Source organism: Rhodococcus sp. JS3073 (assembly GCF_026810085.1).
Taxonomy (GTDB): Bacteria; Actinomycetota; Actinomycetes; order Mycobacteriales; family Mycobacteriaceae; genus Rhodococcus_F; species Rhodococcus_F wratislaviensis.
Map to the genome: position 1 here is coordinate 536,886 of NZ_CP113951.1, position 25,743 is coordinate 562,628.

Annotated in this window: 24 protein-coding genes; 10 read left to right on the forward strand and 14 right to left on the reverse strand. The window is 68.4% G+C overall.

Annotation, left to right across the window (positions count from 1 at the left end; all coding sequences use genetic code 11):
• Nucleotides 1-7 precede the first annotated feature (7 nt).
• From OYT95_RS02555 to OYT95_RS02580, 6 genes are read right to left on the reverse strand one after another with little or no spacing between them, the layout of a single operon-like run.
• The gene (locus OYT95_RS02555) at nucleotides 8-2,707 is read right to left on the reverse strand and encodes a fumarate reductase/succinate dehydrogenase flavoprotein subunit (protein ID WP_037232348.1); all 2,700 of its coding nucleotides are present in this window, start codon (nucleotides 2,705-2,707) and stop codon (nucleotides 8-10) included.
• Nucleotides 2,707-3,486 (reverse strand): ABC transporter ATP-binding protein, encoded by a 780-nt coding sequence (locus OYT95_RS02560; protein WP_128638865.1) that lies wholly within the window; start codon nucleotides 3,484-3,486, stop codon nucleotides 2,707-2,709. Before OYT95_RS02560 ends, OYT95_RS02555 begins: the two co-directional genes overlap by 1 nt.
• The gene (locus OYT95_RS02565) at nucleotides 3,483-4,343 is read right to left on the reverse strand and encodes an ABC transporter permease (protein ID WP_112299157.1); all 861 of its coding nucleotides are present in this window, start codon (nucleotides 4,341-4,343) and stop codon (nucleotides 3,483-3,485) included. The genes OYT95_RS02560 and OYT95_RS02565 overlap by 4 nt, the downstream gene beginning before the upstream one ends.
• Nucleotides 4,340-5,770, reverse strand: coding sequence for an ABC transporter substrate-binding protein (locus OYT95_RS02570; protein WP_268790803.1), 1,431 nt, complete (start codon nucleotides 5,768-5,770; stop codon nucleotides 4,340-4,342). The genes OYT95_RS02565 and OYT95_RS02570 overlap by 4 nt, the downstream gene beginning before the upstream one ends.
• A 16-nt stretch (nucleotides 5,771-5,786) precedes the next feature.
• Nucleotides 5,787-6,014, reverse strand: coding sequence for a 4Fe-4S dicluster domain-containing protein (locus tag OYT95_RS02575; protein WP_005240903.1), 228 nt, complete (start codon nucleotides 6,012-6,014; stop codon nucleotides 5,787-5,789).
• A complete protein-coding gene (locus OYT95_RS02580) occupies nucleotides 6,011-6,790 on the reverse strand; it encodes a GntR family transcriptional regulator (RefSeq protein ID WP_037232352.1) in 780 nt (259 codons plus the stop codon). Before OYT95_RS02580 ends, OYT95_RS02575 begins: the two co-directional genes overlap by 4 nt.
• A gap of 293 nt (nucleotides 6,791-7,083) precedes the next feature.
• Between OYT95_RS02580 and OYT95_RS02585 the strand changes: the two genes are divergently transcribed.
• Complete coding sequence (locus OYT95_RS02585) at nucleotides 7,084-8,100, forward strand: iron-siderophore ABC transporter substrate-binding protein (RefSeq protein WP_037232356.1); 1,017 nt, start codon at nucleotides 7,084-7,086, stop codon at nucleotides 8,098-8,100.
• Nucleotides 8,101-8,196: 96 nt separating this feature from the next.
• Nucleotides 8,197-9,594: a sugar porter family MFS transporter gene (locus tag OYT95_RS02590; RefSeq protein WP_037232360.1), complete on the forward strand. Its 1,398-nt coding sequence runs from the start codon at nucleotides 8,197-8,199 to the stop codon at nucleotides 9,592-9,594.
• A gap of 68 nt (nucleotides 9,595-9,662) precedes the next feature.
• On the opposite strand, the gene dxs is transcribed toward OYT95_RS02590, so the two are convergent.
• A complete protein-coding gene (gene dxs / locus OYT95_RS02595) occupies nucleotides 9,663-11,612 on the reverse strand; it encodes a 1-deoxy-D-xylulose-5-phosphate synthase (RefSeq protein ID WP_037232363.1) in 1,950 nt (649 codons plus the stop codon).
• A gap of 249 nt (nucleotides 11,613-11,861) precedes the next feature.
• Between dxs and glsA the strand changes: the two genes are divergently transcribed.
• The 4 genes from glsA to OYT95_RS02615 all read left to right on the forward strand — a co-directional run bounded on the left by glsA (nucleotide 11,862) and on the right by OYT95_RS02615 (nucleotide 16,225).
• Nucleotides 11,862-13,670, forward strand: a complete 1,809-nt coding sequence (gene glsA, locus OYT95_RS02600) for a glutaminase A (protein ID WP_268790804.1) — start codon at nucleotides 11,862-11,864, stop codon at nucleotides 13,668-13,670.
• Nucleotides 13,671-13,767: 97 nt separating this feature from the next.
• Nucleotides 13,768-14,730 (forward strand): daunorubicin resistance protein DrrA family ABC transporter ATP-binding protein, encoded by a 963-nt coding sequence (locus OYT95_RS02605; protein ID WP_037232368.1) that lies wholly within the window; start codon nucleotides 13,768-13,770, stop codon nucleotides 14,728-14,730.
• Entirely contained in the window at nucleotides 14,727-15,566 is an 840-nt protein-coding gene (locus tag OYT95_RS02610; RefSeq protein WP_037232371.1) for an ABC transporter permease, read from the forward strand. The genes OYT95_RS02605 and OYT95_RS02610 overlap by 4 nt, the downstream gene beginning before the upstream one ends.
• A complete protein-coding gene (locus OYT95_RS02615; RefSeq protein WP_037232374.1) occupies nucleotides 15,563-16,225 on the forward strand; it encodes an SIMPL domain-containing protein in 663 nt (220 codons plus the stop codon). Before OYT95_RS02610 ends, OYT95_RS02615 begins: the two co-directional genes overlap by 4 nt.
• On the opposite strand, the gene OYT95_RS02620 is transcribed toward OYT95_RS02615, so the two are convergent.
• The 3 genes from OYT95_RS02620 to OYT95_RS02630 all read right to left on the reverse strand — a co-directional run bounded on the left by OYT95_RS02620 (nucleotide 16,222) and on the right by OYT95_RS02630 (nucleotide 20,038).
• Nucleotides 16,222-16,680, reverse strand: coding sequence for a MarR family winged helix-turn-helix transcriptional regulator (locus OYT95_RS02620; RefSeq protein WP_037232643.1), 459 nt, complete (start codon nucleotides 16,678-16,680; stop codon nucleotides 16,222-16,224). The two genes, OYT95_RS02615 and OYT95_RS02620, sit on opposite strands and share 4 nt — an antisense overlap.
• An 81-nt stretch (nucleotides 16,681-16,761) precedes the next feature.
• Nucleotides 16,762-18,030 carry a class I SAM-dependent RNA methyltransferase gene (locus OYT95_RS02625; protein ID WP_037232376.1) on the reverse strand — a complete coding sequence of 423 codons (1,269 nt, stop codon included), beginning with the start codon at nucleotides 18,028-18,030 and terminating at the stop codon, nucleotides 16,762-16,764.
• Between the two features lie 13 nt (nucleotides 18,031-18,043).
• Nucleotides 18,044-20,038: an APC family permease gene (locus OYT95_RS02630; RefSeq protein WP_037232378.1), complete on the reverse strand. Its 1,995-nt coding sequence runs from the start codon at nucleotides 20,036-20,038 to the stop codon at nucleotides 18,044-18,046.
• Between the two features lie 162 nt (nucleotides 20,039-20,200).
• Between OYT95_RS02630 and OYT95_RS02635 the strand changes: the two genes are divergently transcribed.
• Nucleotides 20,201-20,866 (forward strand): potassium channel family protein, encoded by a 666-nt coding sequence (locus OYT95_RS02635; protein ID WP_037232387.1) that lies wholly within the window; start codon nucleotides 20,201-20,203, stop codon nucleotides 20,864-20,866.
• A gap of 48 nt (nucleotides 20,867-20,914) precedes the next feature.
• The gene (locus OYT95_RS02640) at nucleotides 20,915-21,574 is read left to right on the forward strand and encodes a potassium channel family protein (protein WP_268790805.1); all 660 of its coding nucleotides are present in this window, start codon (nucleotides 20,915-20,917) and stop codon (nucleotides 21,572-21,574) included.
• 215 nt (nucleotides 21,575-21,789) lie between these two features.
• On the opposite strand, the gene OYT95_RS02645 is transcribed toward OYT95_RS02640, so the two are convergent.
• Nucleotides 21,790-22,470, reverse strand: a complete 681-nt coding sequence (locus tag OYT95_RS02645) for a DUF3159 domain-containing protein (protein WP_037232393.1) — start codon at nucleotides 22,468-22,470, stop codon at nucleotides 21,790-21,792.
• Nucleotides 22,471-22,498: 28 nt separating this feature from the next.
• Entirely contained in the window at nucleotides 22,499-22,876 is a 378-nt protein-coding gene (locus OYT95_RS02650; protein ID WP_005240856.1) for an OB-fold nucleic acid binding domain-containing protein, read from the reverse strand.
• 136 nt (nucleotides 22,877-23,012) lie between these two features.
• On the opposite strand from OYT95_RS02650, the gene OYT95_RS02655 reads away from it, so the two are divergent.
• On the forward strand, nucleotides 23,013-23,726 hold the full coding sequence (locus OYT95_RS02655; protein ID WP_037232394.1) for an alpha/beta fold hydrolase: 714 nt from the start codon (nucleotides 23,013-23,015) through the stop codon (nucleotides 23,724-23,726).
• 23 nt (nucleotides 23,727-23,749) lie between these two features.
• On the opposite strand, the gene OYT95_RS02660 is transcribed toward OYT95_RS02655, so the two are convergent.
• Nucleotides 23,750-24,622 carry a DUF3710 domain-containing protein gene (locus OYT95_RS02660; RefSeq protein WP_037232395.1) on the reverse strand — a complete coding sequence of 291 codons (873 nt, stop codon included), beginning with the start codon at nucleotides 24,620-24,622 and terminating at the stop codon, nucleotides 23,750-23,752.
• A gap of 2 nt (nucleotides 24,623-24,624) precedes the next feature.
• On the reverse strand, nucleotides 24,625-25,146 hold the full coding sequence (dut, locus tag OYT95_RS02665; RefSeq protein ID WP_174484680.1) for a dUTP diphosphatase: 522 nt from the start codon (nucleotides 25,144-25,146) through the stop codon (nucleotides 24,625-24,627).
• Between the two features lie 86 nt (nucleotides 25,147-25,232).
• Between dut and OYT95_RS02670 the strand changes: the two genes are divergently transcribed.
• Complete coding sequence (locus OYT95_RS02670) at nucleotides 25,233-25,703, forward strand: DUF3093 domain-containing protein (RefSeq protein ID WP_005240851.1); 471 nt, start codon at nucleotides 25,233-25,235, stop codon at nucleotides 25,701-25,703.
• Nucleotides 25,704-25,743 lie beyond the last annotated feature (40 nt).

Here is a 25,743-nt window from a genome sequence, read left to right on the forward strand (position 1 = left end):
CACGTGCTCAGGGGACGGGGACGTGGTCGGCGGCGGCGAGCGCCTGGCGGGCGTACGCCCGCACGTCGGCGTCCGTGTCCTCGAGGGCAGTGGTGAGCGCGGCGACGGCGGCGCGGTCGCCGGACCACCGGCCGAGTGCGAGGACGGCTGCCTTCCGCACGTCGAGGTGCGCATCCGTCAGGGCGTCCGCCAGTGCGGGCACCGCGACGCCGGGGTCCGCTCCGGCGAGTGCCCGCGCGGCGCCCTGCCGGATCTGCCAGGCCGACTCCCGCAGCGCCGCCGTCGCGCGGCTCACGTCGTCGCCGTGGCAGCCCAGGCTCGCGAACGCCGTGAGCGCGGCGGCGCGCACCAGCGGATCGCGGTCGCCGGCCAGCGAGCGCACCGTGTCGACACCGCCGAGCCCGATGGTGGCCAGGCCGTGTGCGACGGTGATCCGCACTTCACGGTTCTCGTCGCGTGCCCCCTCCGCCACCGACTCCCACCGGTCCAGCGACACCAGCGCCCGCACCGCTTCGATTCTGACGTGGTGATCGCCGTCGGACAGTGCGGTCAGGAACTGCTCCGCCGAACCGGCGTGCAGGGCGCGCAGAACGTCGACGACAGCGGCCCGGACCACGGCGTCACCCGACCCCAGGTGGTCGGCCAGTCCGTCGGCGGACGGCAGCACCTCGACGAGTTCGCGCAGGCCGTCGGCGGCGGCGCGGCGCACCGTCACCGCACCGTCGCCGAGGGCGCCGACGAGGGCTGCCCCGAATCCGTCGGGGGTTCCTTCCGTCAGCACCGAGAGCGCCGTGACGCGGACCTGTGGGTCGGCGTCGCCCAGATACGGTGCGAGCTCGGCGACGCTCGGCGCGTCGAGTCCGAGGACCGCGACGAGGGCCGGTGACGACGGCTCCTGCCGGACCGGCGCCGCGATGCGCGAACGTTCCTCCACCGGTGCCCGGCCCCCGACCAGCGGCGGCTGCGCCACGGGTACGACCGACCGGTCCACCGGCGGAAGGGAATCGAGTCCGGGCACCGGCACGAAATACGGCTCCACGGGGCGCTTGAGGAACTCCATGTCGCCGTTCTCGCCGCGCCGCAGATTCAGGTGGTATCCCCATTCGTCGTCCCGCTGCTCCGGGAGATCCGCGCGTTCGTGATAGAGCCCCCAGCGACTTTCGGTTCTGGTGAGGGAGCTGCGGGACGCCATTTCCGCGCAGTCCCGGATGAACGTGACCTCTGCGCAGCGCATCAGCTCGTGCGGGGTGGTCGCACCCATTCCGGCGATCTCCCCGGCCATCCGTTCGAACGTCTCGACGGCGATCGACAGCTTCGTCGCCGTCTTCGGCGGCGCGACGTAGTCGTTGACGAAGCGGCGCAGCTTGTACTCGACCTGCGGCTGGGGCGGCCCGTCCGGGTTGCGCAGCGGCCGGTAGATCAGCTCGTGCGCGGCGGCAAGCTGTTCCGCGGGCAGCGCGGTCGGCGCCTCGACGTCGGGCAGGGTGCCGGTGGCGTGCGATCCGGCGAGGTCGCCGTACACGAATGCGCCGATCATGTAGTTGTGGGGCACGCACGCGAGGTCGCCTGCCGCGTACAACCCCGGAACGGTGGTCGCACCGTGCTCGTCGACCCACACCCCGGACGCAGAATGCCCGCTGCACAAGCCGATCTCGGAGATGTGCATCTCGATGTCGTGGCTGCGGTAGTCGTGGCCGCGGTTCGCGTGGAACGTGCCGCGGGTGGGGCGTTCGGTGGTGTGCAGGATCGACTCGAGGGTATCGAGGGTTTCCTCCGGGAGGTGGCTGACCTTGAGATAGATGGGCCCGCGGGCGGATTCGATCTCGCTCTTGACCTCGCTCATCATCTGCCCCGACCAGTAGTCCGAGTCGACGAACCGCTCCCCCTCTGCGTTCACCTGGTAGCCGCCGAACGGGTTCGCGACGTACGCGCAGGCCGGGCCGTTGTAGTCCTTGATCAGCGGGTTGATCTGGAAGCATTCGATGCCGCTGAGTTCGGCTCCCGCGTGATAGGCCATCGAATACCCGTCACCGGCGTTGGTCGGGTTCTCGTACGTGCCGTAGAGGTACCCCGACGCAGGGAGCCCGAGCCGGCCACACGGACCGGTCGCGAGGATCACCGCCTTCGCCCCGACTGCGACGAACTCACCTGTGCGGGTGTTCAGCGCCGCGGCCCCGACGGCCCGGCCGTTCTCCGTCAGCACCCGGACGGGCATCAGACGGTTCTCGATGCGGATCTTCTCCCGCATCTTCCGCTGCCGCAGCACCCGGTAGAGGGCCTTCTTCACGTCCTTGCCCTCGGGCATCGGCAGCACGTACGAGCCGGAGCGGTGCACCCGGCGGACCGCGTATTCGCCGTACTCGTCCTTCTCGAACTTCACGCCGTACTTCTCGAGGCGCTGCACCATCGCGAAACCGCGGGTCGCCGTCTGGTACACGGTGCGCTGGTTGACGATTCCGTCGTTGGCTCTCGTGATCTCGGCGACGTAGTCCTCGGGTTCGGCTTTGCCGGGGATGACGGCGTTGTTGACGCCGTCCATTCCCATCGCGAGCGCGCCGGAATGGCGCACGTGCGCCTTTTCGAGCAGGAGCACGTTCGCGCCGTTCTCGGCGGCGGTCAGTGCCGCCATGGTGCCGGCGGTGCCGCCGCCGATCACGAGTACGTCGCAATCGAGACGGACGGTGTCGGCGAGGTCGGGGATGTCCATCAGGTCTCCGGAGTGTGGTTCAGCGCGGCGAGCACGTCGGCGCGGGCGGCACGGGTGCCGGGGTGGTCGAGGTGGTCGCGGTCCCGGGGGTGCGGGATGTCGACGAGTGCCCGCAGCGGCTCGCCGGCCCGGCCGAGGACCGCGACGCGGTCACCGAGCAGCACCGCCTCGTCCACGTCGTGGGTCACGAACACCACCGTGGTCGGGTGAGTGCTCCACGTGTCGACGAGTAGTCGCTGCATGACGCCGCGGGTCTGGGTGTCGAGGGCGCCGAACGGCTCGTCCATCATCACGGCCCGCGGTGCCCCGGCGAGGCCGCGCGCCAACTGCACTCGCTGGCGCATGCCGCCGGACAGGTTCTTGGGCAGGAAGTCGCCGAACCCGGTCAGACCCACCTCCGCGATCCAGCGATCGGCGGTCTCACGCCGGCCCTTGCGGGGTTCGCCGCGCAGTGAGAGGGCCAGTTCGATGTTCGAGCGCACGGTGCGCCACGGGAGGAGCGCGTTGTCCTGGAAGACGACGGCCCGGTCCCGGGACGTCGACTCCACCGCCGCGCCGTCGGCGACGACGCGGCCCGAATCCGGCGGCAGCAGGCCGGCGAGGGCTCGCAGGACGGTGGACTTTCCGCACCCCGAAGGTCCCGTGAGCACGAGGATCTCGCCGGGGACCACGGTCAGCGACAGCGAACGGATGACGGGGTTCCCGGTGTAGGACAGGGTGACGTCGTCGAGGACCAGCGACATGCCGGCGGCCACGGACGCTCCGGCGGTGGCGGTCATGCGCGCTCCCCTCGTGGCAGCCAGCGGGTGACGCGCCTGCCGAGCAGTTCGACTGCGCCGGACGTCGCGAATCCGAGGATGCCGATGGTGATCATGCCGACGAAGACGCCGGGATAGTCGACGATCGTGTACGCCTGCCAGGTGCGGTACCCGACTCCGAGCCTGCCGGAGATCATCTCGGCGGAGATCACGCAGATCCACGCCACCCCGATCCCGACCGACAGTCCGCCGAACACGCCGGGCAGGATTCCGGGCAGCACCACCCGGGACAGCACGTCCCAGCGTCCGCCACCGAGTGTGCGCACCGAGTCCTCCCACAATGTCGGGAGGGCCCGGACGGCGTGCCGGGTGCTCACCATGATCGGGAAGAACGCGGCAACGAACGTGATGAACACGATGCCCGCCTCGTCGCTGGGGAACAGCAGGATCGCGACGGGTACCACCGCGATGGCGGGGATCGGACGTGCGAGCTCCGTCAGCGGACCGAGGACGTCGGCGAACAGTTCCGATCTGCCGAGTGCGATTCCGGTGGCCACACCGACCACGGTGGCGAGTCCGAATCCGCTGAGGATGCGGATCAGCGACTGCCCGAGGTCGAGGTAGAACAGGTCGCTCTGCAGCTGGGTGCCGAACGCGGACACGACGTCGGTGACGGTGGGGAGCGTGTCGAACCGCAACCACACCCGAACGTCGTTGGCGGTCAGCAGCTGCCACGCGACGATTGCCGCGACCACGGACGTGACCCGCACGAGACGTGACCGCCACGGCGAGGTTCGTCGGCGCGTCGATACCGGATCATGTTCTTCGACAGCGGCTTCGGTGTCGACCAGGACCGTCGACTGTTGCAGGGTTGTCACTGCCGCACCTCCTCGACCGCGCGGTCGTACGTGGTCACGCCGCCCGTGGGATGGGCGCGCAGATATCGGTCTGCCGCCGCGCCGGTGGTGAAGGGCAGGAAGTTGTCGCCGTCGCGCACCCACACCGATTTGTCGGCGAACCACCGGGTGCCGAGTTCGGCGTCGGGCACGTACGCGGCGCGGACGGTGCGGCCCTCGGCCCGGGCCTGTTTCACCGCCCGGAGCAGGCACGTCGGGTTCGCGGCCGGCTGTGTCTCGGTGGCGCCGTCGAACCAGACCTCCCCGGCCAGCGCGGGATCGCTCGGGGCGGTGGCGCACACGGGATCGGTGCCGGTGACCGACGTCGGGTTGGCCGTGGACGCGAGCGTGGCGTCGTAGTCCTGCCCGTCGGCCTCGAACGCGGACCGGAGCGGAGCGTCGTTCACGAAACCGTCGACGTCCAGGTCGGCGAAGTCGCCGATCGACTTCAGGTACGGCACATCGTTCTTCAGCGCACCGATCAGGCCCGGCTTGAGCGTGGTGTCGAACGACGTGCCGCCCGGGCCGTTGTACAGGTACACGACCTCCTGAGGCAGGCCGCTCGCGTCGGCCACGATCCTCGATGCCTCGAGTGGTTGCGTCTGGACGAACCGGGTGGCGTCGAGCTGCGCCCGGAGGAACGCGTCGAGAACCTCGGGGTGTTCGTCCGCGTACGCCTCACGGGCCACCACACCGTGCAGGGTCGGGGTTCGGAGTTCGGCGCCGTCGTACAGCAGCTTGGCCTTGTCCTGGAAGACGAGGAGCCCGGGCCAGGCGACGAACTGCGACAGCGCCGCCACCTGACCGGATTCCAGGGCGGAGGATCCGACCTGGGGTTGTTGGTTGAGCACTTCGACGCCGGTGCCCGGGTCGATTCCTGCGCGGTCGAGTGCCTGGACGAGGGTGCCGTGGCCTGCGGAGCCGACGCTCGCGGACACCTTCTTGCCGGCCAGATCGCCGAGTGTGGTCGCCGGTGAATCCGGTGGCACCACCACCATGTTCAGGGCACCCTCGGGGTTGTAGCCGGTGACCGAGACGATTTCCGTCTTCGAGCGCGGGTTCGCCTGCGTGCGGGAGCCGTTGATCAGCATGGGGTAGTCGCCCATCGATCCGATGTCGATCTTCTCGGCCACCATCTGCGCGGTGATCGGCGCACCGGTGTCGTAGTCCTGCCACTCGACGGAGTACTTCGTGCCGGTCTGCTCCGTCACGTCCTGCAGGCGCTGTTCGAGGTATCCCTGCGCGCGTAGCAGCGTTCCGGCGGTGACGGTGTTGATCGTCTTGGACTGGTACCCGATCACGAGCGTGACCGCATCACCGTCGTCGGCCGCGGGTTCGAGGGAGCAACTCGTCGCCACGAGTGTCAGTGCCGCGGCGGCGATCGCGAAGGTGGAGGAGCGTCGCTTCATCTGTGTGGTCTTTCGCTCAGCGGAGGAGGTACGGCATGTTCACGGTGACCGCGCCGGTCGGGCAGCGAGCCGCGCACGGACCGCAGTACCAGCATTCGTCGACGTGCATGAAGGCCTTGCCGTTCTCCGGGTTGATGGCCAGCGAATCGAGCGGGCAGATCTCGACGCACAGGGTGCAGCCCTCGATGCACAGCGACTCGTCGATGGTGACGGGTACGTCGGCTCGTTGATTGACCAAGGTCATGAGGTGAGCTCCCAGTTCGTGATGTCGGGTCGGCGGGCGAGGCTGCTGCGCAGGGTGATTCGGTCACCGCGCATGCGGATGTATTCGAGGTCGACGGGACGTCCGTCGACGAGCCGGGTGAGGCGTTCGAGCAACAGGAGCGCCGCTCCCTCGGGCGTCTGGAGGTTCGCGGCGGAATGGGCGTCGGCGTTCACGGATTCGATCGCCAGATCGGCGGAGCCGAGGGGCTGACCGCAGACCTCCTCGATCAGCGCGAACACGTCGTTGGTTTCGAGGTCGTGGCCGAGGATCTCGGCTCCGATGTCGGGGACGAGGTAGGTGAGGTCCAGGCTGAGCGGCAGGTCGCCGAGATAGCGCACCCGCTCGATGTAGACGGCGGGTTCGCCCGGCTCCAACTGCAGGCGGCGGGCGACGGCGGGCGGCGGGCTGATCTCCACGGCCGCGCGGACGTCGTTGCGGACCGCGCCGTGCCCCTTCAGCGTCTCCTTCAGCCCGAGCAGGGCGTCGAGACCGTGGTCGTACTTGCGCTGGGCCACGTGGGTTCCCACGCGCGGGGCCCGGTCGATGAGCCCCTCCTGCTTCAGCAGTGCCAGTCCGTCGCGTACCGCATTGCGCGACACGCCGAACTCGGCGGCCAACTCCGATTCCGACGGCAGTCCGCGTTCGGCGAAGGAGTCCGTGTGAATCTGCTGGCGGAGCAGGTCGGCGAATCTGCGCGCATGGTCCGCACGGGAACTGCGCGACGCCGTCTGGAGAGGAGTTGGATTCACCACCATGGTTCCTTCGTCGATAGTGCGTGTGAGCTGGACGAAGACACACGCTAACGGCAGTCGGCGGGGCCCGGAGTCGCCGCGAACAGCCGCTCGGGGCGCCCCCGTGATTCGGCCGGGTCCGCGCCGGGACCGGACCGCCTCACCAGCGCGAACACGGCACCGGCCCGGGAATACGCCAGGCCGGGCCGGGTACGGAAGTTTCAATCAGGGTGATTCGAAGTCGCGACGTCCGCCCGTCGAGCGATCAAGTCTAGGTTAGGCTTACCTTCTGTTTTCGTCCCGAAGGAGCCGTTGCCGTGTTCGTACCCACCGCACGACGTCAGATCGCCGTCGCACTCGCTGTGGCCAGTTCGTCCCTCTTCCTCGCCGCGTGCTCGTCCGGCGACAGCGGAGGCACCACGGAAGCGTCCGGTGAGGGGTTTCCGGTCACGATCGAGAACACGTTCGGATCGACGACCCTCGACGCGGCACCCGAACGGATCGTCACGCTCGGATGGAACGCCCAGGACGTCGTCTACGCACTCGGCGAGACACCGGTCGGCATGCCGAAGTACACGTACGGCGCCGAAGCGAACGGTGTGATGCCCTGGCTGCAGGACCGATTCGATCCGTCCGCGACCACGTTGCTCGACACGGCCACGTCCACCCCCATCGAGGCCGTCGCCTCGCTGGCGCCCGATGTCGTTCTCGCCCCGTACGAGGGATTCGACCAGGCGACGTACGAGAAGCTGTCGGGAATCGCCCCGACGGTGGCATACCCGGACAAGGCGTGGCAGACCACGTGGCAGGACCAGACCACGCTGGTCGGGCACGCGCTCGGCAAGAGCGCGGAGGCCGAGCAGCTGGTGGCCGGTCTCGACGACACCCTCACTCAGACCGCCGCCGCGCATCCCGAGTTCGCCGGCAAGACGATCTCGGTGATCAACTTCGACACCGACGCCGCGACGGTCAACGTCTACATGCCCTCCGATCCCCGGGTCCAGGTACTGACCCAGCTCGGGTTCACCGTGTCACCCGGCGTGCAGAAGCTGGCCGCGACCAATGATCCGGACAAGTTCTTCGCCGACATCTCCGTGGAGAACATCTCCGATGTGGACGCCGACGTCGTGGTCGCGTTCGTCCCGGAGAACACCACCGTTGCCGCGAACCCGGCCTACGCGAATCTCGGTGCCATCGGGCGTGGAACCGCGGTCGCGCTGTCGGACACGAAGATCATCTCGGGCCTCAGCCAGACCAGCGTTCTCGCGACTCCGTGGGTTCTGGACAAGCTGACACCGCAGCTGAGCGAGGCGGCGAAGAAAGCGGGTGCCTGAACTCCCGCCTGACAGGCGGTGTCGGGCGTAGCGTAATCCGGGACACAAGTTTCCGCTGTGCCCGCATCAGGAACGCTCGCCGAAAGCAGGTATGCGATGACGCAGATGTCCGAAAGACACACCGCGAAGGTCATCGGCGTCACCGTCGCCGCCGCGGTAGGTGGATTTCTCTTCGGTTTCGACAGCTCGGTCATCAACGGCGCCGTCGACTCCATCCAGGGCCATTTCGAGCTGGGGTCGTTCTTCACGGGCTTCGCTGTGGCGATCGCCCTGCTCGGATGTGCTGTGGGCGCGTGGTTTGCGGGTCGCCTCGCGGACCGCTGGGGCCGCAAGAAAGTGATGCTGCTCGGTTCGGTGCTGTTCGTCGTGTCCTCGCTCGGAGCGGGTCTCGCGTTCAGCGTCCCCGACCTGATGCTGTGGCGCGTCCTCGGCGGCCTCGGCATCGGTATCGCGTCGGTCATTGCGCCCACGTACATCTCGGAGATCGCACCCGCCCGCTACCGCGGCGCGTTGGCGTCGCTGCAGCAGCTGGCCATCACTCTCGGCATCTTCGCCGCGCTGCTCTCGGACGCGGTGCTGCAGAACGCCGCGGGCGGCGCCTCCAACGAGTTGTGGCTGAACCTCGAGGCCTGGCGCTGGATGTTCATCGTCGGTGTGGTCCCCGCGGTCGTGTACGGCATTCTCGCCCTGCTCATTCCCGAGTCTCCGCGGTACCTCGTGGGCAAGCACCTCGATCAGGAAGCGGCCGACATCCTCGCGAACATCACCGGCGAGGTCGACCCGCAGGAGCGCGTCTCCGAGATCCGGCTGACCCTCCGCCACGAATCGACGGCGTCGTTCGACGATATTCGCGGCCCGAAGTTCGGGCTGCAGCCAATCGTCTGGGTCGGCATCTTCATGGCCATCTTCCAGCAGTTCGTGGGTATCAACGCGATCTTCTACTACTCCACCACGCTCTGGAAGTCGGTGGGCTTCACCGAGAACGAGTCGTTCACCACGTCGGTGATCACCGCGATCATCAACGTGGGCATGACGTTCGTCGCCATCCTGTTCGTCGACCGGATCGGCAGGCGCATCCTGCTCATGGTCGGCTCGCTCGGCATGTTCGCGAGCCTGCTCATGGCCGCAATCGCCTTCTCCCAGGCGACGGGCAGCGGCGACGACGTCGTGCTCCCCAGCCCGTGGGGGGCGGTCGCCCTGATCGGCGCCAACCTGTTCGTGATCTTCTTCGCCTCCACCTGGGGCCCGGTCATGTGGGTGATGCTGGGCGAGATGTTCCCCAACAACATGCGCGCCTACGCACTGGGCATCAGCACGGCGGCGAACTGGATCGCGAACTTCACGGTCACGCTGGCGTTCCCGCCGCTCACCCGCTCGGTGGGGCTGTGGTTCCTGTACGGCCTGTTCGCGTTTTTCGCGTTGCTGTCCTTCTTCTTCGTCCGGTCGAAGGTCCGGGAGACGAAGGGGATGGAGCTCGAGGAGATGCACACCTGACCCACGCACATACGGATCCGGCCGAATCACAGTGTGATTCGGCCGGACTTCTGCGTGGGGGCTCGGTACTACTGGCCGCTGTTCTCCGCGCGCTGCGCGTCGAGGTCGGCGACGACGCCGTTCTGCTGCTCGGGGCGCAGGTTCCCGAGGCCGGCGAACCATCCGGTGATCTGCCGGGCGACGTCCTGTGAGGTGAGGCCCAGCTCGGCGTGGATCTGTGCGCGCGAGGCGTGGTCGAGGAATTGTTGCGGAACGCCGAGATCACGACAGGGGACGTCGACCCCGGCCGACCGCAGCGCGGCGGACACGGTGGAACCGATACCGCCGTGCAGTCCGCTGTCCTCGACGGTGACCACCATCGTGTAGTCCTCGGCGAGCTTCACCAACGACTCCGGGACCGGAAGGACCCACCGCGGGTCGATGACGGTCGCCGAGATGCCCTGCTGTTCCAGGCGTTCCGCCGCGGCGAGCGCGAGGCCGGCGAACGCGCCGACCGACACGATGAGCACGTCGTTCCGACCGGCGGGGGCGCGAAGGATGTCGACGACGCCGTCGAGGCGGCTCACCGCGGGCACGTCCTCGCAGACCGTGCCCTTCGGGAACCGGAGCGCGGTCGGGCCGTCGTCGACGGCCAGTGCCTCGTCCAGTTCCTCCCGCAGGGTGGCGGTGTCGCGGGGAGCCGCGACCTTCATACCGGGGACGATGCCCAGCAGCGACATGTCCCACATGCCGTTGTGGCTGGCGCCGTCGTTGCCGGTGATACCCGCGCGGTCGAGAACGAGGGTGACGGGAAGCTTCAGCAACGCCACGTCCATCAGCAGCTGATCGAACGCGCGGTTGAGGAACGTCGAGTAGACCGCGACCACCGGGTGCAGACCGCCCAGCGCGAGGCCGGCCGCCGACGTGACGGCGTGCTGTTCGGCGATCCCGACGTCGAACATCCGGTCGGGGTACTTCTCGCCGAACGCGGCGAGACCGGTCGGGCCCGCCATCGCCGCGGTGATCGCCACGATGTCCTGCCGGTGACTCGCCTGATCGATCAGCTCGGCCGAGAACACCGACGTCCAGTCGGCGGACGCCGATCCGGCCGACTTACCGGTGAGCGGGTCGATCACGCCGGTCGAGTGCATCTGATCGGCTACGTGGTTCTCGGCGGGCGCGTAACCCATGCCCTTGCGGGTGACGGCGTGGACGATGACCGGGCCACCGAACGCCTTCGCGCGGCGTAGCGCGGATTCGAGCGCGGCCTCGTCGTGCCCGTCGACCGGTCCCAGGTATTTGATGCCCAGGTCCGTGAACATCACCTGCGGGGCGACGGCGTCCTTGAGGCCCGCCTTCATGCCGTGCAGGACCGAGTAGGCGGTGCGGCCGACCCACGGAAGCTTCTTCACCATCCGGCGACCGCTGTCGAGGATGCGCTCGTATCCCGGCTGGAGGCGGAGGGCGGCGAGGTGGTCGGCGAGACCACCGATGGTCGGCGCGTACGAGCGGCCGTTGTCGTTGACGACGATCACCACCGAGCGGTCCTTGCCCGCCGCGATGTTGTTCAGGGCCTCCCAGCACATGCCGCCGGTCAGCGCACCGTCACCCACGACGGCGACGACGTGGCGGTCCTGACCGGTCAGTTCGAAGGCCTTCGCGAGGCCGTCCGCGTACGACAGCGAAGCCGACGCGTGCGAGGACTCGACCCAGTCGTGATCGCTCTCCGCCCGGCACGGGTACCCGGACAGGCCACCCTGCTTGCGGAGCGAGTCGAAATCGTCCTTGCGGCCCGTGAGGATCTTGTGGACGTACGCCTGGTGGCCCGTGTCGAAGATGATCGGGTCGGCGGGCGACTCGAAGATGCGGTGCAACGCGAGGGTCAGCTCGACGACGCCCAGGTTGGGGCCGAGATGCCCACCGGTCGCCGCGACCTTCTGCACCAGGAACTCACGAATCTCCGCGGCGAGCTGCTTCATCTCCGCCGAATTCAGCTGACGAAGATCGTCAGGCGTCTGGATACGGGCAAGAACACCCAACGAGATCGCTCCCTCCGTGATGCACGCCGCCTTGCGTGCCTCTGCCGTGGCTTCGTGTCACGTCACAGTGGAACCAGTCTACGGAGCCGCCGGAGTGCGGGACACGCGGTATGGGCCGGTGCGGCCCCATATCGCGGGCTCGTCCTCGGGCATCCCGGCCACGGCCGTGACCGGCTTCACACAATTGTGACGCCGGACGGGCCCCTCGGAACACCCGACAGCGTCGTCAACAGCCTCTAGGGTCGACTCATGAGCACCGTCGTGGACGCGCTGATCGGGAACGTCTTCGCCGCGACCCGGGAGAACCGCAGCGGCGAGCTCGCCGACTACATTCCCGAACTCGCCGCGGTCGCCCCCGACTCGTTCGGAATCTGCATCGCCACCGTGGACGGCTACGTCTACGAGGTCGGCGACACCCGCCTGCCGTTCACGATCCAATCCATCTCGAAACCGATCACGTACGCCCTGGCGCTCGCCGACCGCGGGTCCGCCGCCGTCGCGGAGAAGATCGACGTCGAACCGTCCGGGGAACCGTTCAACGAGATCAGCCTCGACCCGCGGACGGAACGACCGCGCAATCCCATGATCAACGCCGGGGCGATCACCGCGGCGTCGCTGGTGGCCGGGCCGGACCTGGACACCCGGTTCGAACGGATCCGGGCCACGTACTCGCGGTACGCGGGACGGGACCTGACGTTCAACCGGTCGGTGTACGAGTCCGAGTCTCGGACCGGGCACCGCAACCGGGCCATCGGCCACATGCTGCGCTCGTTCGACATCATCACCGGCGACCCCGACGAGGCGGTCGACCTCTACTTCCGCCAGTGCTCCATCGACGTGACGTGCCGGGACCTGAGCGTGATGGCTGCGACGATGGCGAACAACGGCGTCAACCCCGTCACCCGGGAGACCGTGCTCGAACCGGCCCTCGTCGAGCGGGTCCTGAGCGTGATGTCGACGTGCGGCATGTACGACGCCGCAGGCAAGTGGGTGTACGAGGTGGGGTTGCCTGCCAAGAGCGGCGTCGGCGGCGGCATCATCGCGGTCCTGCCGGGACAGATCGGCATCGCCGTCTACTCGCCGCGCCTCGACGAGCACGGCAACAGCGTGCGCGGGGTGGAGGCGTGCCGGGCCTTGTCGGCCGAGTTGGAGTTGCATTTCCTCCATGTCACCCGTGCCGCCCGTTCCGCGATCCGTGCCAGTTACTCCGTCGTCGACAGTCCGTCGCGGATGCGGCGCACTCCCGCCGAGCGGGCCGCTCTCGACGACGTCGGCAAGCGCAGCCGGATCTACGAGCTGCACGGGGACCTGCTCTTCGCCGGTGCAGAGTCCGCGGTCCGCGAGATCGGCGGGGTCGAGACCGAACTCGAGGTCGTGGTGGTCGACGTCCGGCGGGTGGACGACGTCGGCGGCATCGCGGGCCGCATGCTCGACAGTCTGCGCGACGAACTCACCCGTCGCGGCTGCGCTGTCGCTCTCGTCGATCCGGCGGGCATGCTGGGCTACACGCATTCGGATCTCAGCGGTACGAGTGGCCGCGTGTTCGCCGACCTCGAAGCCGCACTGCAGTGGTCCGAGGACACCCTCCTCGATCGACACTGCGCCGCCCTTCGCCAACCGGCAGCGATCGACGTCGCGCAACATCCGGTGCTGGCCGGGCTTCGACCGGAGCAGTTGCGGCGACTCACCCGCGACTTCGATATCCGCACGTTCGCTCGCGACGAACAGATCATCCACCGGGGCGACAAGGCCTGCGGGCTGTTCCTGATCCTGTCGGGCCGCGTCAGCATGAGAGTCGCCGATTCCGGGGGCGCCGTGTACCGGATCATGACCCTGTCGACGGGCATGACCTTCGGCGAGATGACGATGCTGCTCGACTTGCGCTTTCTCAATGACGTGTGCGCCGACTCCGAGGTCACCGTCGCCGTACTCCCCGCGGACCGGTACGCCGACATGGCCGCCACCGAGCCCGGACTCAAACTCGCTCTCCTCGAACGACTGGCCGCCGGTGCCTACGAGCAACTCGACGTGATGCTGCGGTCGCTGCTGCGGCCCTGATCGAGGAACGCCACGGGAAATCCGATTGCCCGAATCGGAAAAATCGGACAGGCTTGGGGCTCGGAATCGACGACGCTCGAATCGAAAGCAGGGTGCAATGCTCACAGCGGACAAGCTGGCCATCGAGACGACGGGACTCGTCAAGACATTCGGATCCACCCACGCGGTCGACGGTCTGGATCTGGCCGTCCCCCTCGGGGGCGTGTACGGCGTACTCGGACCGAACGGCGCGGGCAAGACCACCGCGATTCGGATGCTGGCCACGCTCCTGCCCCTCGACGGTGGAACGGCCACCGTGCTGGGGCACGACGTCGCGAGCGAGCCCGACGCCGTGCGCAGCAAGGTCTCTCTCACCGGACAGTTCGCCTCGCTCGACGAGGATCTGACGGGCAGCGAGAATCTGCTGCTGCTCGGCCGGCTGTACGGGTACACCCGCGCGGCGGCGCGTACCCGATCCGAACAGTTGCTGACCGCCTTCGGGCTCGACGAAGCAGGCAACCGGCAGGTGAAGAACTATTCCGGCGGCATGCGCCGGAGGCTCGACATCGCGGCCAGCATCATCGTCACTCCGGAGATGATCTTCCTCGACGAGCCCACCACCGGTCTCGACCCCCGCAGCCGCAACCAGGTGTGGGAGATCGTCCGCGCACTGGTCGCCGGCGGAACGACGGTGCTGTTGACCACGCAGTACCTCGACGAGGCCGATCAACTCGCCGACCGGGTGGCCGTCATCGACCACGGCAAGGTGATCGCCGAGGGCACCACCGGCGAACTGAAGGCCTCCGTCGGATCGGGTGCACTGCACGTGCGGGTCACCGACATCGCGACCCGTCCGGCGGCGGCGGCGCTGTTGCGGGACGTGCTCGAGGTGCCGATCACCGAAGAAGCCGATCCGGCCGCACTCACCGCCCGTATCGACGACCCGGCCCGGGTCTCGCGGGCGCTGCCCGCACTCGACGACGCCGGAATCGCCGTCAGCACATTCGCATTGGGGCAACCGAGCCTCGACGAAGTCTTCCTCTCCCTCACCGGCCGACCCACCGAGGAGCATGCCTCATGACCTCCACCACCGACCGGACCGCCGACACCGCCACCGCTGTCGCCGACGTCCTGAAGATGCCCGGCCCGAGGCCCGCACGACCCACCGCGTGGTCCACGTCCCTCTCGTTCGGCTGGCGGGCTCTGCTCAAGATCAAGCACGTCCCCGAGCAACTGTTCGACGTGACGATGTTCCCGATCATGTTCACGTTGATGTTCACGTACCTCTTCGGGGGTGCGTTGGCCGGTTCGACCAGCGCCTACGTCCAGTTCCTGCTGCCGGGCATCCTCGTGCAGACGGTCGTCATGATCACCATGTACACCGGGCTGACGCTCAACAAGGACATCGAGAAGGGGGTGTTCGACCGGTTCCGGTCGCTCCCGATCTGGCGTCCCTCCCCACTGGTGGGCGCGCTGCTCGGTGACGTCGTCCGCTACACGATCGCCTCGATCATCGTCCTGATCCTGGGGCTCGTGCTGGGGTTCCGCCCGGACGGCGGGCTCGTCGGTGTGGTGGCGTCGATCGGCCTGCTGCTGCTGTTTTCGTTCAGCCTGTCCTGGATCTGGACGATGTTCGCGATGCTCATGCGCACCGAGCAGGCCGTCATGGGCGTCTCGATGTTCATCCTGTTCCCGCTGACATTCGCCAGCAACATCTTCGTCGACCCCGCGACCATGCCGGGCTGGCTGCAGGCGTTCGTCGGCGTCAACCCGATCAGCATGCTGGTGACATCCATTCGCGGGCTCATGGCCGGGACGGTGGAGATGGCGGATCTCGCCATCGTGTTCGGGTGGTGCGCCGGGTTCGTGGTGATCTTCGGACCGCTCACGATGCGCCTGTACAACCGTAAGTCGTGACGGTGGCGACGACCGATCACGCCGAGAGATCGGTGACGGTACGGGGATCCGGAATCGTCTCGGCGGTTCCAGATCTCGTCCGCGCCACCGTCACCGTGACCGCGACACGTGCCGCGGTGGCCGAGGCGTTCGAGGCCGTCGCCCGGTCCACCACTGCCGTCACGGACACCCTGCGCGGGTACGGCGTCTCGGGGCCCGACCTCGCGACCACCGGGCTCTCCGTGCATTCCGAGACCACCTGGACCGAGGGCCGGGGCAGCGAGGTGACCGGCTACACCGCCGCGACGACGCTGCAGATCACCGTCCGCGAGGCCGGAGCGTCCGCATCGTCACCGGCGCAGGTGGTGGCGGCCTGTGTCGGCGCGGGCGGCGACGCCATCCGTCTCGGCGGACTCGAATTCGACTTCTCCGATCCTGCCGCGCTGACGGCGACCGCCCGGGACCGGGCCTGGGCCGATGCTCTCGCCAAGGCGGAGCAGTACGCCTCGCTGTCACGTCGTGTGCTGGGCGAGGTGCTCGACGTCTCGGAAGTCGACATCGGTGACGTGTCCCCGCGGCCGGTCGCGAAGGCGTTCGCGGCGGCCGACTCCCCGATCGCCGTCGAACGCGGCGAGAAGCCGACCCGGGTCGACGTTCGGGTGCGGTGGCGTCTCGCCTAGACCCGGGGGCCCCGCTGCTGGACCGACGCGGAGAACGTGTCGTTGAGCTGAGTCAGCGACGTCACCGCCGCCAGCGCCTGTTCTTGCGACCAGCCTTCGAGCATGCCGCGCAGCCGTTCGGCCCGGCGCTCGGTCGTCTCGCGCAGAATGTCCATCCCGTTCGGCGACACCCGAATGCGGGAGGCACGCTTGTCGTGGGGGTCGGCGGCGCGCGACACGTATCCCGCGTCGACCAGTTCGGAAATCTGCCTGCTCAGCGAGGACTGGCTGACGCACAGGTCGGCGGCCAGTTCGTTCTGGCGGCACTCCCCCCGTGCGGCGAGCACGAAGAGCACGCTCGTCAACGCGGGCGGGATCGGGGTCTCGCCGCTCGCGGAGACGACCGCCCGCAGTGATCGCCCGAGTGCGAACACCGCATCGACGAGCGCTTGCGCAGTATCTGCCTGTACCGACATCCAGTCCCCGTCCCACACACCCACTACTTGCGGGCCGACTATAGCGTTTTGTTGCGTTCGGTAAACATCGATGCGCCGGTGTCAGCGCGCCAGCAACGCAATGCACTCCACGTGGTGGGTGAGAGGGAACGCATCGAACGCGCGCAGCTCGTCGACATGATATCCCTGCGCGAGGTACAGACCGATGTCACGGGCGAACGACGCCGGGTCGCACCCCACGTGCACGACCCGTTCGGCGCCCGCGGCGGCGACCGCCTCGATCACCTCACGTCCCGCACCCGCACGCGGCGGATCGAGCACTACGACCCGTGGCGGGGAGGCGAGTCCGGAGATCGCGCGCTCGACCCGATCCGCGTGGAAGCGTACCTGCGGGAGGTCGGAGAGCGCGGCCTTCCCGTCCGAGACGGCCTGGCGCGAGGACTCGACGGAATCCACGTGACCGGCCGGCCCGGCACCGTGGGCGAGGGCGGCGGCGAACACACCCACTCCCCCGTACAGGTCCCATGCGGTCTCGCCCCCGGACATCCCGGCCCATTCGGAGACCACGGCCGAATACGTCTCCGCGGCCCCGCGATGCGCCTGCCAGAACCCGGTGGCGGCCAGCGCCCATTCGCGGTCGCGCACCCGCTCCACCGGGCGACCCGATCCGACGACCACCCGCTCGGCGCGTGGCGCACCGCTGGCAGCGCGGCGGGCCATGGCACCGCGGCGCCCGGGACTCGTGCGGCCGGTCCGCGACACCTTCGGCGGAGCGATCTCGACCACGTGCCGCTCCCCCGCGCCGTCGACAACGATCTGCACCTCGCTGCCGGGCTTCCAATCATGCTCGCCCACACCGTCGTAGGCGGACGACTCGATCTGCGGGCACGCGAGGTCCGTGACGATCCCGGAACTGCGGTGGCGGTGATAGCCGGGGCGGCCGTCCGGGTCGACGGCCAGCCGTACCCGCGTGCGCCAGCCGGTGCCGTCGCCGGTGCCGGGCAGTTCCTCGACGTCCACTTCCCACTGCAATCGCGCGAGCCGAGCCAACTGCTCGGACACGACCTGCGCCTTCATGTCCCGCTGCACGTGCAGGCTCGCGTGCGAGAAGTCGCAACATCCCGCGCCACCCGGACCCGACACCGGGCACACCGGGGTGACCCGCTCCGGGGACGCGTCGAGGATCTCGACCGCGTCGGCCCGGCAGTAAGACCCGCCGCGGTCCTCGGTGACGAGGGCGATCACTCGCTCGCCGGGTAGTCCGTGCCGGACGAAGACCACGCGGCCCTCGTGCCGGGCGACGACGAAACCGCCGTGCCCGGGATTTCCCAGCCGCAGTTCGAGGCGGCGGTCCGACCAGTTCTCACTCAACGCTTCTCACCCGTCACTTGTCGTCGGGTTCGTAGCCGCGGCGTGAGGCCCCGGCCGTGTATTCGATGTTCAGTGTCTTCGCCTTCTCGGACGAGTTCAGTTGCCACGGAACGCTGGTGACCATCACACCCGGCTGGAACAGCAGGCGGCTCTTGAGCCGCAGCGCACTCTGGTTATGCAGGATCTGCTCCCACCAGTGCCCCACCACGTACTCGGGGATGAACACGGTGACGACGTCCCGCGGTGAGTCCTTCCGGACGCGCCGCACGTAGTCGAGCACGGGTTTGGTGATCTCGCGGTACGGCGACTCGATCACCTTGAGTGGCACCGCGATGTCACTCTTCTCCCACTGGCGCACGAGTGCCCGGGTGTCGGGTTCGTCGACGTTGACCGTGATCGCCTCGAGGGTGTCCGGCCGTGTGGCCCGGGCATAGGCGAGCGCGCGCATGGTCGGCATGTGCAGCTTGGAGACGAGGACGATGGAGTGAGTCCGGCTGGGCAGCACCCCGTCCCATTCCTGTTCCTCGAGCTCCCGGGCGACGCTGTCGTAGTGCTTCCGGATCATCTTCATCACGACGAAGATCGCGACCATGGCCACGATCGCGATCCAGGCGCCTGCCGCGAACTTCGTGATGAGCACGATGATCAGGACGGCTCCGGTCATGGCAAGGCCGATGGAGTTGATCACCCGGGAGCGATGCATCCGCCGGCGCTGAGCCGGGTCGTTCTCGGTCTTCAGGTGCCGGGTCCAGTGCCGGATCATGCCCGTCTGGCTCAGCACGAACGAGACGAACACGCCGACGATGTACAGCTGGATCAGCTTGGTCACCTCGGCGCCGAACAGGACGACGAACGCGATCGCGGCCCCGGACAGGAACAGGATGCCGTTGCTGAACGCCAGGCGGTCGCCGCGGGTGTGCAGCTGACGGGGCAGGTAGCGGTCCTGCGCGAGGATCGAGCCGAGCACGGGGAATCCGTTGAAGGCCGTGTTGGCGGCCAGCACGAGGATCAGGGCCGTCACGATGGCGATGAAGTAGAAGCCGATGGGGAACCCGCCGAACACCGTCTCCGCGATCTGCGCGATCAGCGTCTTCTGGTGATACCCGGCGGGGGCACCGATCAGCTGTTCGGCCGGGCTGTGCGCGTACACGATCCCGATCTTCTGGGCCAGGATGATGATGCCCATCAGCAGCACAATGGCAATCGATCCCAGCAGCAGCAGCGTGGTGGCCGCGTTGCGGGACTTGGGCTTCTGGAACGCGGGAACACCGTTGCTGATCGCCTCGACACCGGTCAGTGCCGCACAGCCGGAGGAGAAGGCCCGCGCGATCAGGAACGCGAACGCGATCCCGTACAGGTGGGAGTCTTCTGCCTCCAGCTCGAATCCGGACGATTCGGCGCGCAGGTCGTCGCCCAGCACGAAGATCTGGAAGAACCCCCATAGCAGCATGAGCGCCATGCCGGCGATGAACGCGTATGTCGGGATCGCGAAGGCGGCACCGGATTCACGGATGCCCCGCAGGTTGATGGCGGTCAGCAGCACGATGGCCGCGACCGCGAACAGCACCTTGTGCTGGGCCACGAACGGCACCGCCGAACCGATGTTGGACGCGGCCGACGAGATGGAGACCGCCACCGTGAGGACGTAGTCCACCAGGAGGGCGCTACCCACGGTCAGACCCGCGTTGGGACCGAGATTGACGGTCGCGACCTCGTAGTCGCCGCCGCCCGACGGGTAGGCGTGCACGTTCTGCCGGTAACTGGCGACCACCACCGCCATCACCGCGGCGACGGCGAGTCCGATCCAGGGGGTGTAGGCGTAGGCGGAGATGCCCGCCACCGACAGCACGAGGAAGATTTCCTCGGGGGCGTAGGCCACCGACGACATCGCGTCGGAGGCGAAGACCGGGAGGGCGATCCTCTTGGGAAGCAGCGTGTGCCCGAGCTTGTCGCTCCGGAAGGGTCTGCCTAGCAGTAGCCGCTTTGTGGCGGTCGAGAGCTTTGACACTGCCAAAGCGTAAGCCGTCCGCAGAAAACCTGGACCCTCACCCACCAATGTGTCCGGATTGCGATCTCTGTCTCGGTTGCTCTTCCGCCTGGGCACTGTACGGTTCGATTCGGTACGCACGTACTCGAGACGTGACGCCAGAGCCCATGAACGGAGTACAAGGTGTATGTGGTCATCATGGGATGCGGCCGGGTCGGCTCATCCCTCGCTGGCTCGCTGACCCGGATCGGCCACGAGGTCGCGGTCATCGACCGCGACCCTGCCGCATTCCTGCGTCTCGAACCCGACTTCCCCGGCCATACCGTCGTCGGGATGGGGTTCGACCGTGATGTGCTGGTCAAGTCCGGTATCGAGCGCGCAGAGGCATTCGCCGCGGTGTCGTCCGGAGACAACTCCAACATCATTTCCGCGCGTGTGGCCCGGGAGACGTTCGGCGTGGAACGCGTCGTCGCCCGGATCTACGACGCCAAGCGTGCCGCCGTGTACGAGCGGCTCGGGATCCCCACCGTCGCGACCGTCCCGTGGTCGACGGACCGCTTCCTGCACACCCTCACCCGCGACAGCCAGACCGCCAAGTGGCGCGATCCGTCCGGAACCGTCGCGGTCACCGAGTTGTCCCTGCACGAGGATTGGATCGGCAGGCCGGTCGCCGAACTCGAGGCCGCGACGAATTCGCGTGTCGCGTTCATCATCCGCTTCGGCACCGGCGTCCTTCCCGACCGCAAGACCGTCTTCCAGGCCGACGACCAGGTGTACATCGCGGCTGTGTCGGGAACGGTGGCGGAGGCCGTCGCGCTCGCGGGCAATCCCCCGCCTTCGGACAACTGAGACGGCAGTGAGAATGTTCACGATCGACCACCCGAACGGAAGCAATCGATGAGAGTCGCAATCGCAGGAGCCGGCGCAGTCGGACGCTCGATCGCGCGCGAACTGGTCCGCAGCGAACACGACATCATGCTTATCGAGCGCAAGCTCGAGCACGTCGAGCAGGAGTCGGTGCCCGAGGCGACCTGGGTCCACGCCGATGCGTGCGAGCTGAGCAGCCTCGAAGCGGCGTCCCTCGAAACCTACGAGGTGGTGATCGCGGCCACCGGTGACGACAAGGCCAACCTGGTCCTCAGCCTCCTCGCGAAGACCGAGTTCGGGGTCAGCCGTGTGGTCGCCCGCGTCAACGACCCCCGCAACGAGTGGTTGTTCGACGAATCCTGGGGAGTCGACGTCGCCGTCTCCACCCCCCGGATGCTCGCCTCACTGGTGGAGGAGGCGGTGTCGGTCGGCGACCTCGTGCGGCTGATGACGCTGCGCCAGGGGCAGGCCAACCTCGTCGAGGTCACGCTGCCCGACAACACCCCGCTCGCCGGGAAACCCGTCCGCAAGCTGCAATTGCCCCGCGATGCCGCACTGGTCACCATCCTCCGCGGCGGACGGGTCATCGTGCCGCAGCAGGACGATCCGCTCGAGGGCGGCGACGAACTGCTGTTCGTCGCGTCGGTGGACGTCGAGGACGACCTGCGCACGGCCGTCGGGCTCTCCTGATCCGGCAGGGACCGATCGACACCCGGGATCCGTCGAGTACCGCCGCAACACCCGAGAGCACCGTCGTCACCTGCGGGTGCACCCGGTGTGCCTTTACGTCATGACATTCGCGTCGAAGCATCCCGAGTGCCAGGACCTCGTGGCCTGATCGGTTCGGCGACTTCGTCTCCGGCACAACCGGTCTGCGCCCCCGCGGTCCCCGCCGAGGGCCGCGCTCAGGTGCGGCCGGGCTCGTCGCGGGGGCCGCCCGATTCCGTGTCGTCCGTCGGCTCGACGGCGTCGTCCGAGGGTCCCGGTTCGACGATCCGGTCTGCCCGGCGCACAGCCCAGATCGTCACCAGGAGAGCCAATCCCGCCAGCGGCCAGCCCATCGCGATGCGCGCGAACGCGAGCCAGCCGGTCTGGTCCGAATCATAGAGTTGCGACTGCACCAGGTACCGGGCCGCGAACACCAGCGCCCAGGCGGCAGTGGCCACGTCGTAGGCACGTACCGCGCCGCGATGGCGCCGCCAGAGGTTGCCGTGGCCGTTGAGGAATCCCCAGATCAGGCCGACGAGCGGCCAGCGCACAAGAATCGAGATCAGGAACACCGCCCCGTACGCGAGGCTCGTGTAGATCCCGAACAGGAAGTACCCTTTGGCATCGCCCGTGCGGTAGGCGATGAACGCGGAGATGCCGACACCGAAGAACCCGGACACCGCGGGCTGGATGGGGCTGTGGCGGACGAGGCGCCAGACGAGAATGGCAACGGCGACACCGAGGGCCGCCCAGATCGCCGGACCCAGGCCCCACACACCGTTGACCGGAACGAAGACCAGGATGGGCAGGGTCGAATAGATCAGCCCGCTGATCCCACCGAGCTGTTCGAGTATGGATTGCTGCTTCGTTTCGGTCACTCAACGAGAGTGCCACACGAGACGGCCGCTACGATTCGCCGCGCAGCTCGTAATACGGGTTGAAGATCACCTTCTGGCCGTCGCGTTCGCCGACACGGCCACGAACGAGCAGGGTCTTCCCCGGCTCGATGCCCGGAATTCTCCGTCGGCCGATCCACACCAACTTGATCTGTTCCGTGCCGTCGAAGAATTCGGCTTCGATGCTGGCGTTCCCGGACTTCGGACAGGCTTCGACACTACGGAGCCGTCCCAGCATGGTGACCTCTTCGCCGCGGCTGCAGTCGCAGGCACGTTGTGCGCCGGACGCCTGAGACGTCTCGGCCATTTCCTCGGCGTCCAGCTGCTCGAGGTCCTCGGTGAGCCTGCGAGTCAGCCGACGAAAATATCCTGCCGTGGCGGGTGCCATTGCGCGCTCCTGGAGCATGTGCGACGCGAGATCTTCGCGCCGCTCGTAGGGCTGTGTATTCGCCACTGTAGACCCATTGGTTCCCGTCAACCACACCACCGGAAGAGCGCTGTGACGGACGAGGCAGGATCATCTCATGCCCTCTGATGATCGGCCGTCCGTGGCCGTTGTGCTCCCGGGTACGGGATCCGACGCGGACTTCGTGGCCCGCGCCTTCACCGAGCCTCTGACCTGCCGTGGAGTTCACACGGCCGCAGTCGAACCCGATCCCCGTCGAGTCGTCGGAAGCTACGTCGACGCCCTCGACGCCGCGGCCGCGCAGCACGGGCGGATCCTCGTCGGCGGGGTCTCCATCGGGGCCGCCGTGGCGCTGCAGTGGGCAGGATCACACCCGGATCGCGTCGCGGGGGTTCTCGCGGCGCTGCCCGCGTGGACCGGGACCGCCGCGGACGCTCCCGCCGCCGCCAGCGCCCGGTTCACCGCGGCCCGGCTGCGGGCGGACGGCCTCGAACAGGTCACCGCCGAGATGATCGCCTCCAGCCCGGCCTGGCTGGGCCGGGAACTGGCGAAATCCTGGCGATCGCAGTGGCCGCACCTTCCCGCCGCGCTGGACGAGGCGTCCGAGTATCACGCCCCCGGTGTGGGCGACCTCGAGCGCATCACGGCGCCGGTGGGGATCGCTGCCGCCACCGACGACGCCGTGCATCCCCTCGAGGTCGCCCGCACGTGGTCCGAACGACTACCGCACGCGGGCCTCGTCACGGTGTCGCTGGACGAGATCGGCGCCGACCCGGCGGTTCTCGGCTACGCCACCCTCAGTGCGCTCGACTCGGTCCTGCACACGACCTGAGCCGCGAATCTCCGGGGCCGGGATCAGCGACCGAGTTGCTGCATCGCCGAACCCGATTCGCCGCGACGTTGCTGCGGCTGAGCCGGGGCTTCCGCGGGCGGCGCCTGCTGTTCGCCCTGCGGACCCGCCGGAGCCGGCTGCTGCGGAGCGGGCTGCTGCGGAACGGCACCCTGCTGCTGCGCCAACTGCTGCTGGTGTGCGGCGGCCAGCTGCTGGGCGAGGGCCTCGGGCAGGACCACCGGCAGCGGGGTCCGCACCGGGTTCGGCTCGTTTCCCCGCTTCACGACGGTGTCGCGCAGGATCGCCCTGGCGGTCGCGACGAGTTCCGAGTCGGCCGTGTTGCCGCCGCTCGGTCCCGCGACCACACAGCGCACCATCCACCGGTAGCCGTCGACGCCGATGAAGCGCAGGTCGGCGTTCGGGGTGACGGCGAAGACCTCGCGCCCCCACGGTCCGCTCTCGACGCTCACCGTCGCGTTGTCGTTGCGCAGCGATTCGGCGAGGTCGCCCGCGACTTCCCGCCACTGGCCGGGAGACTTCGGGGCGGCATACGCCGCCACGGTGATGCGCCCGTGCTGGGTGACGAGATGCACGGCCTGCGGCGAACCGTCCGGCGCCATCTCTACCTGCAACTGGGCGCCCTGGGGCATCGGCACGAGGACCGAACCGAGGTCGAGGCGGGTTCCCACCTCGCCGACGGTGAGATCGGCGCCCGACTCGAGGTCGTCGGCGTCGTACGGACCGCCGTCCACCTCGGTCACGGCGTCGTAGTCGTCCTCGTAATCCGCCTCCTCGTAATCCGCGTCGCCGTCGCCGGCCGCGGCGTCCGTCTCGGCGTCCTCGAAGAAACCGGACCGGTCGTCCTCGGCTTCCTTCTTCTTACGACGTCCGAACATGATCAGACTCCTTCACTGGCATTGCCGACAAGGCTGGCGTGGCCTCCGCTCGACCCGTGCCCGTCACTGCCGCGGGTGGTGCCGTCGAGCGACTGGACCTCGACGAACGACACCAGTTCGACACGCTGCACGAGAAGCTGGGCGATCCGGTCGCCCCGGCGGATCTCGATCGGGGTCTCGAGATCGTGATTGATCAGGCACACCTTGATCTCGCCGCGGTACCCGGCATCGATGGTGCCGGGGGTGTTGACCACCGACAGACCCGATTTTGCGGCCAGCCCGGATCGGGGGTGGATCAGCCCGACCGTGCCCAGGGGCAGCGCGATCGCGATGCCGGTTCCGACGAGGACTCGGCGCCCCGGCTCGATGGTCACGTCGATGGTGCTGCACAGGTCGACACCGGCGTCGCCGTCGTGCGCACGCTGCGGGACCGGAATGTCGGGGTCCAGCCGCTGGAGGGCGACGGGCGGAAGGGCGGGGGTCGCGGCGGGAGAATGGCCGGGAGATAGGTCGCTCACGTGCACCGAGCCTACTCTCAGACACCGACTATCCTGGTCGGGTGTCACAAACGTCCCGGCCCGAAGTCGCGCCCACCGATAACACCTCGCCCGTGCTGTACTCCGAGCGCCTGTGGGTGCCCGTCTGGTGGTGGGCAGTGGGCTTGTTCGTCGCCGGTCTGCTCGCTGCGGAGGTGCACATGGGTGCGCCGGGACTGCGTGCGTGGCTGCCGTACGTCCTCCTGCTCCCTCTGCCCGTGTGGGGCCTCGTCTGGCTCAGCCGTCTCCGCGTCGAGGTCGTGGAGGAACCGAACGGTGTCCACCTGCGGGTCGGACAGGCGCATCTGCCGCTGGACGTCATCGCGCGGGTCGCCGAGGTTCCCGGTTCGGCGAAGAGCGCGGCTCTCGGTCGCCAGCTCGACCCCGCCGCCTTCGTGCAACACCGGGTCTGGGTCAAGCCGATGGCACTGATCGTGCTCGACGACCCCGAGGACCCGACCCCCTACTGGTTGATCAGCACACGACGGCCGGCCGAGTTGCTGGCCGCCGTCAACCGTGCCCGCCCGCAGGCGGACGGAGACTGATCGGACGGTGGGCCTCCCACCGTCCGCCTCTCGTACTCGC

Bases quoted from the DNA above. Each gene is read 5' to 3' on its own strand.
- OYT95_RS02555 (WP_037232348.1), bottom strand. From the start codon at position 2,707: ATGGACATCCCCGACCTCGCCGACACCGTCCGTCTCGATTGCGACGTA.
- OYT95_RS02560 (WP_128638865.1), bottom strand. From the start codon at position 3,486: ATGACCGCCACCGCCGGAGCGTCCGTGGCCGCCGGCATGTCGCTGGTC.
- OYT95_RS02570 (WP_268790803.1), bottom strand. From the start codon at position 5,770: ATGAAGCGACGCTCCTCCACCTTCGCGATCGCCGCCGCGGCACTGACA.
- OYT95_RS02575 (WP_005240903.1), bottom strand. From the start codon at position 6,014: ATGACCTTGGTCAATCAACGAGCCGACGTACCCGTCACCATCGACGAG.
- OYT95_RS02580 (WP_037232352.1), bottom strand. From the start codon at position 6,790: ATGGTGGTGAATCCAACTCCTCTCCAGACGGCGTCGCGCAGTTCCCGT.
- OYT95_RS02590 (WP_037232360.1), top strand. From the start codon at position 8,197: ATGACGCAGATGTCCGAAAGACACACCGCGAAGGTCATCGGCGTCACC.
- glsA (WP_268790804.1), top strand. From the start codon at position 11,862: ATGAGCACCGTCGTGGACGCGCTGATCGGGAACGTCTTCGCCGCGACC.
- OYT95_RS02605 (WP_037232368.1), top strand. From the start codon at position 13,768: ATGCTCACAGCGGACAAGCTGGCCATCGAGACGACGGGACTCGTCAAG.
- OYT95_RS02610 (WP_037232371.1), top strand. From the start codon at position 14,727: ATGACCTCCACCACCGACCGGACCGCCGACACCGCCACCGCTGTCGCC.
- OYT95_RS02620 (WP_037232643.1), bottom strand. From the start codon at position 16,680: ATGTCGGTACAGGCAGATACTGCGCAAGCGCTCGTCGATGCGGTGTTC.
- OYT95_RS02640 (WP_268790805.1), top strand. From the start codon at position 20,915: ATGAGAGTCGCAATCGCAGGAGCCGGCGCAGTCGGACGCTCGATCGCG.
- OYT95_RS02650 (WP_005240856.1), bottom strand. From the start codon at position 22,876: ATGGCACCCGCCACGGCAGGATATTTTCGTCGGCTGACTCGCAGGCTC.
- OYT95_RS02655 (WP_037232394.1), top strand. From the start codon at position 23,013: ATGCCCTCTGATGATCGGCCGTCCGTGGCCGTTGTGCTCCCGGGTACG.
- OYT95_RS02660 (WP_037232395.1), bottom strand. From the start codon at position 24,622: ATGTTCGGACGTCGTAAGAAGAAGGAAGCCGAGGACGACCGGTCCGGT.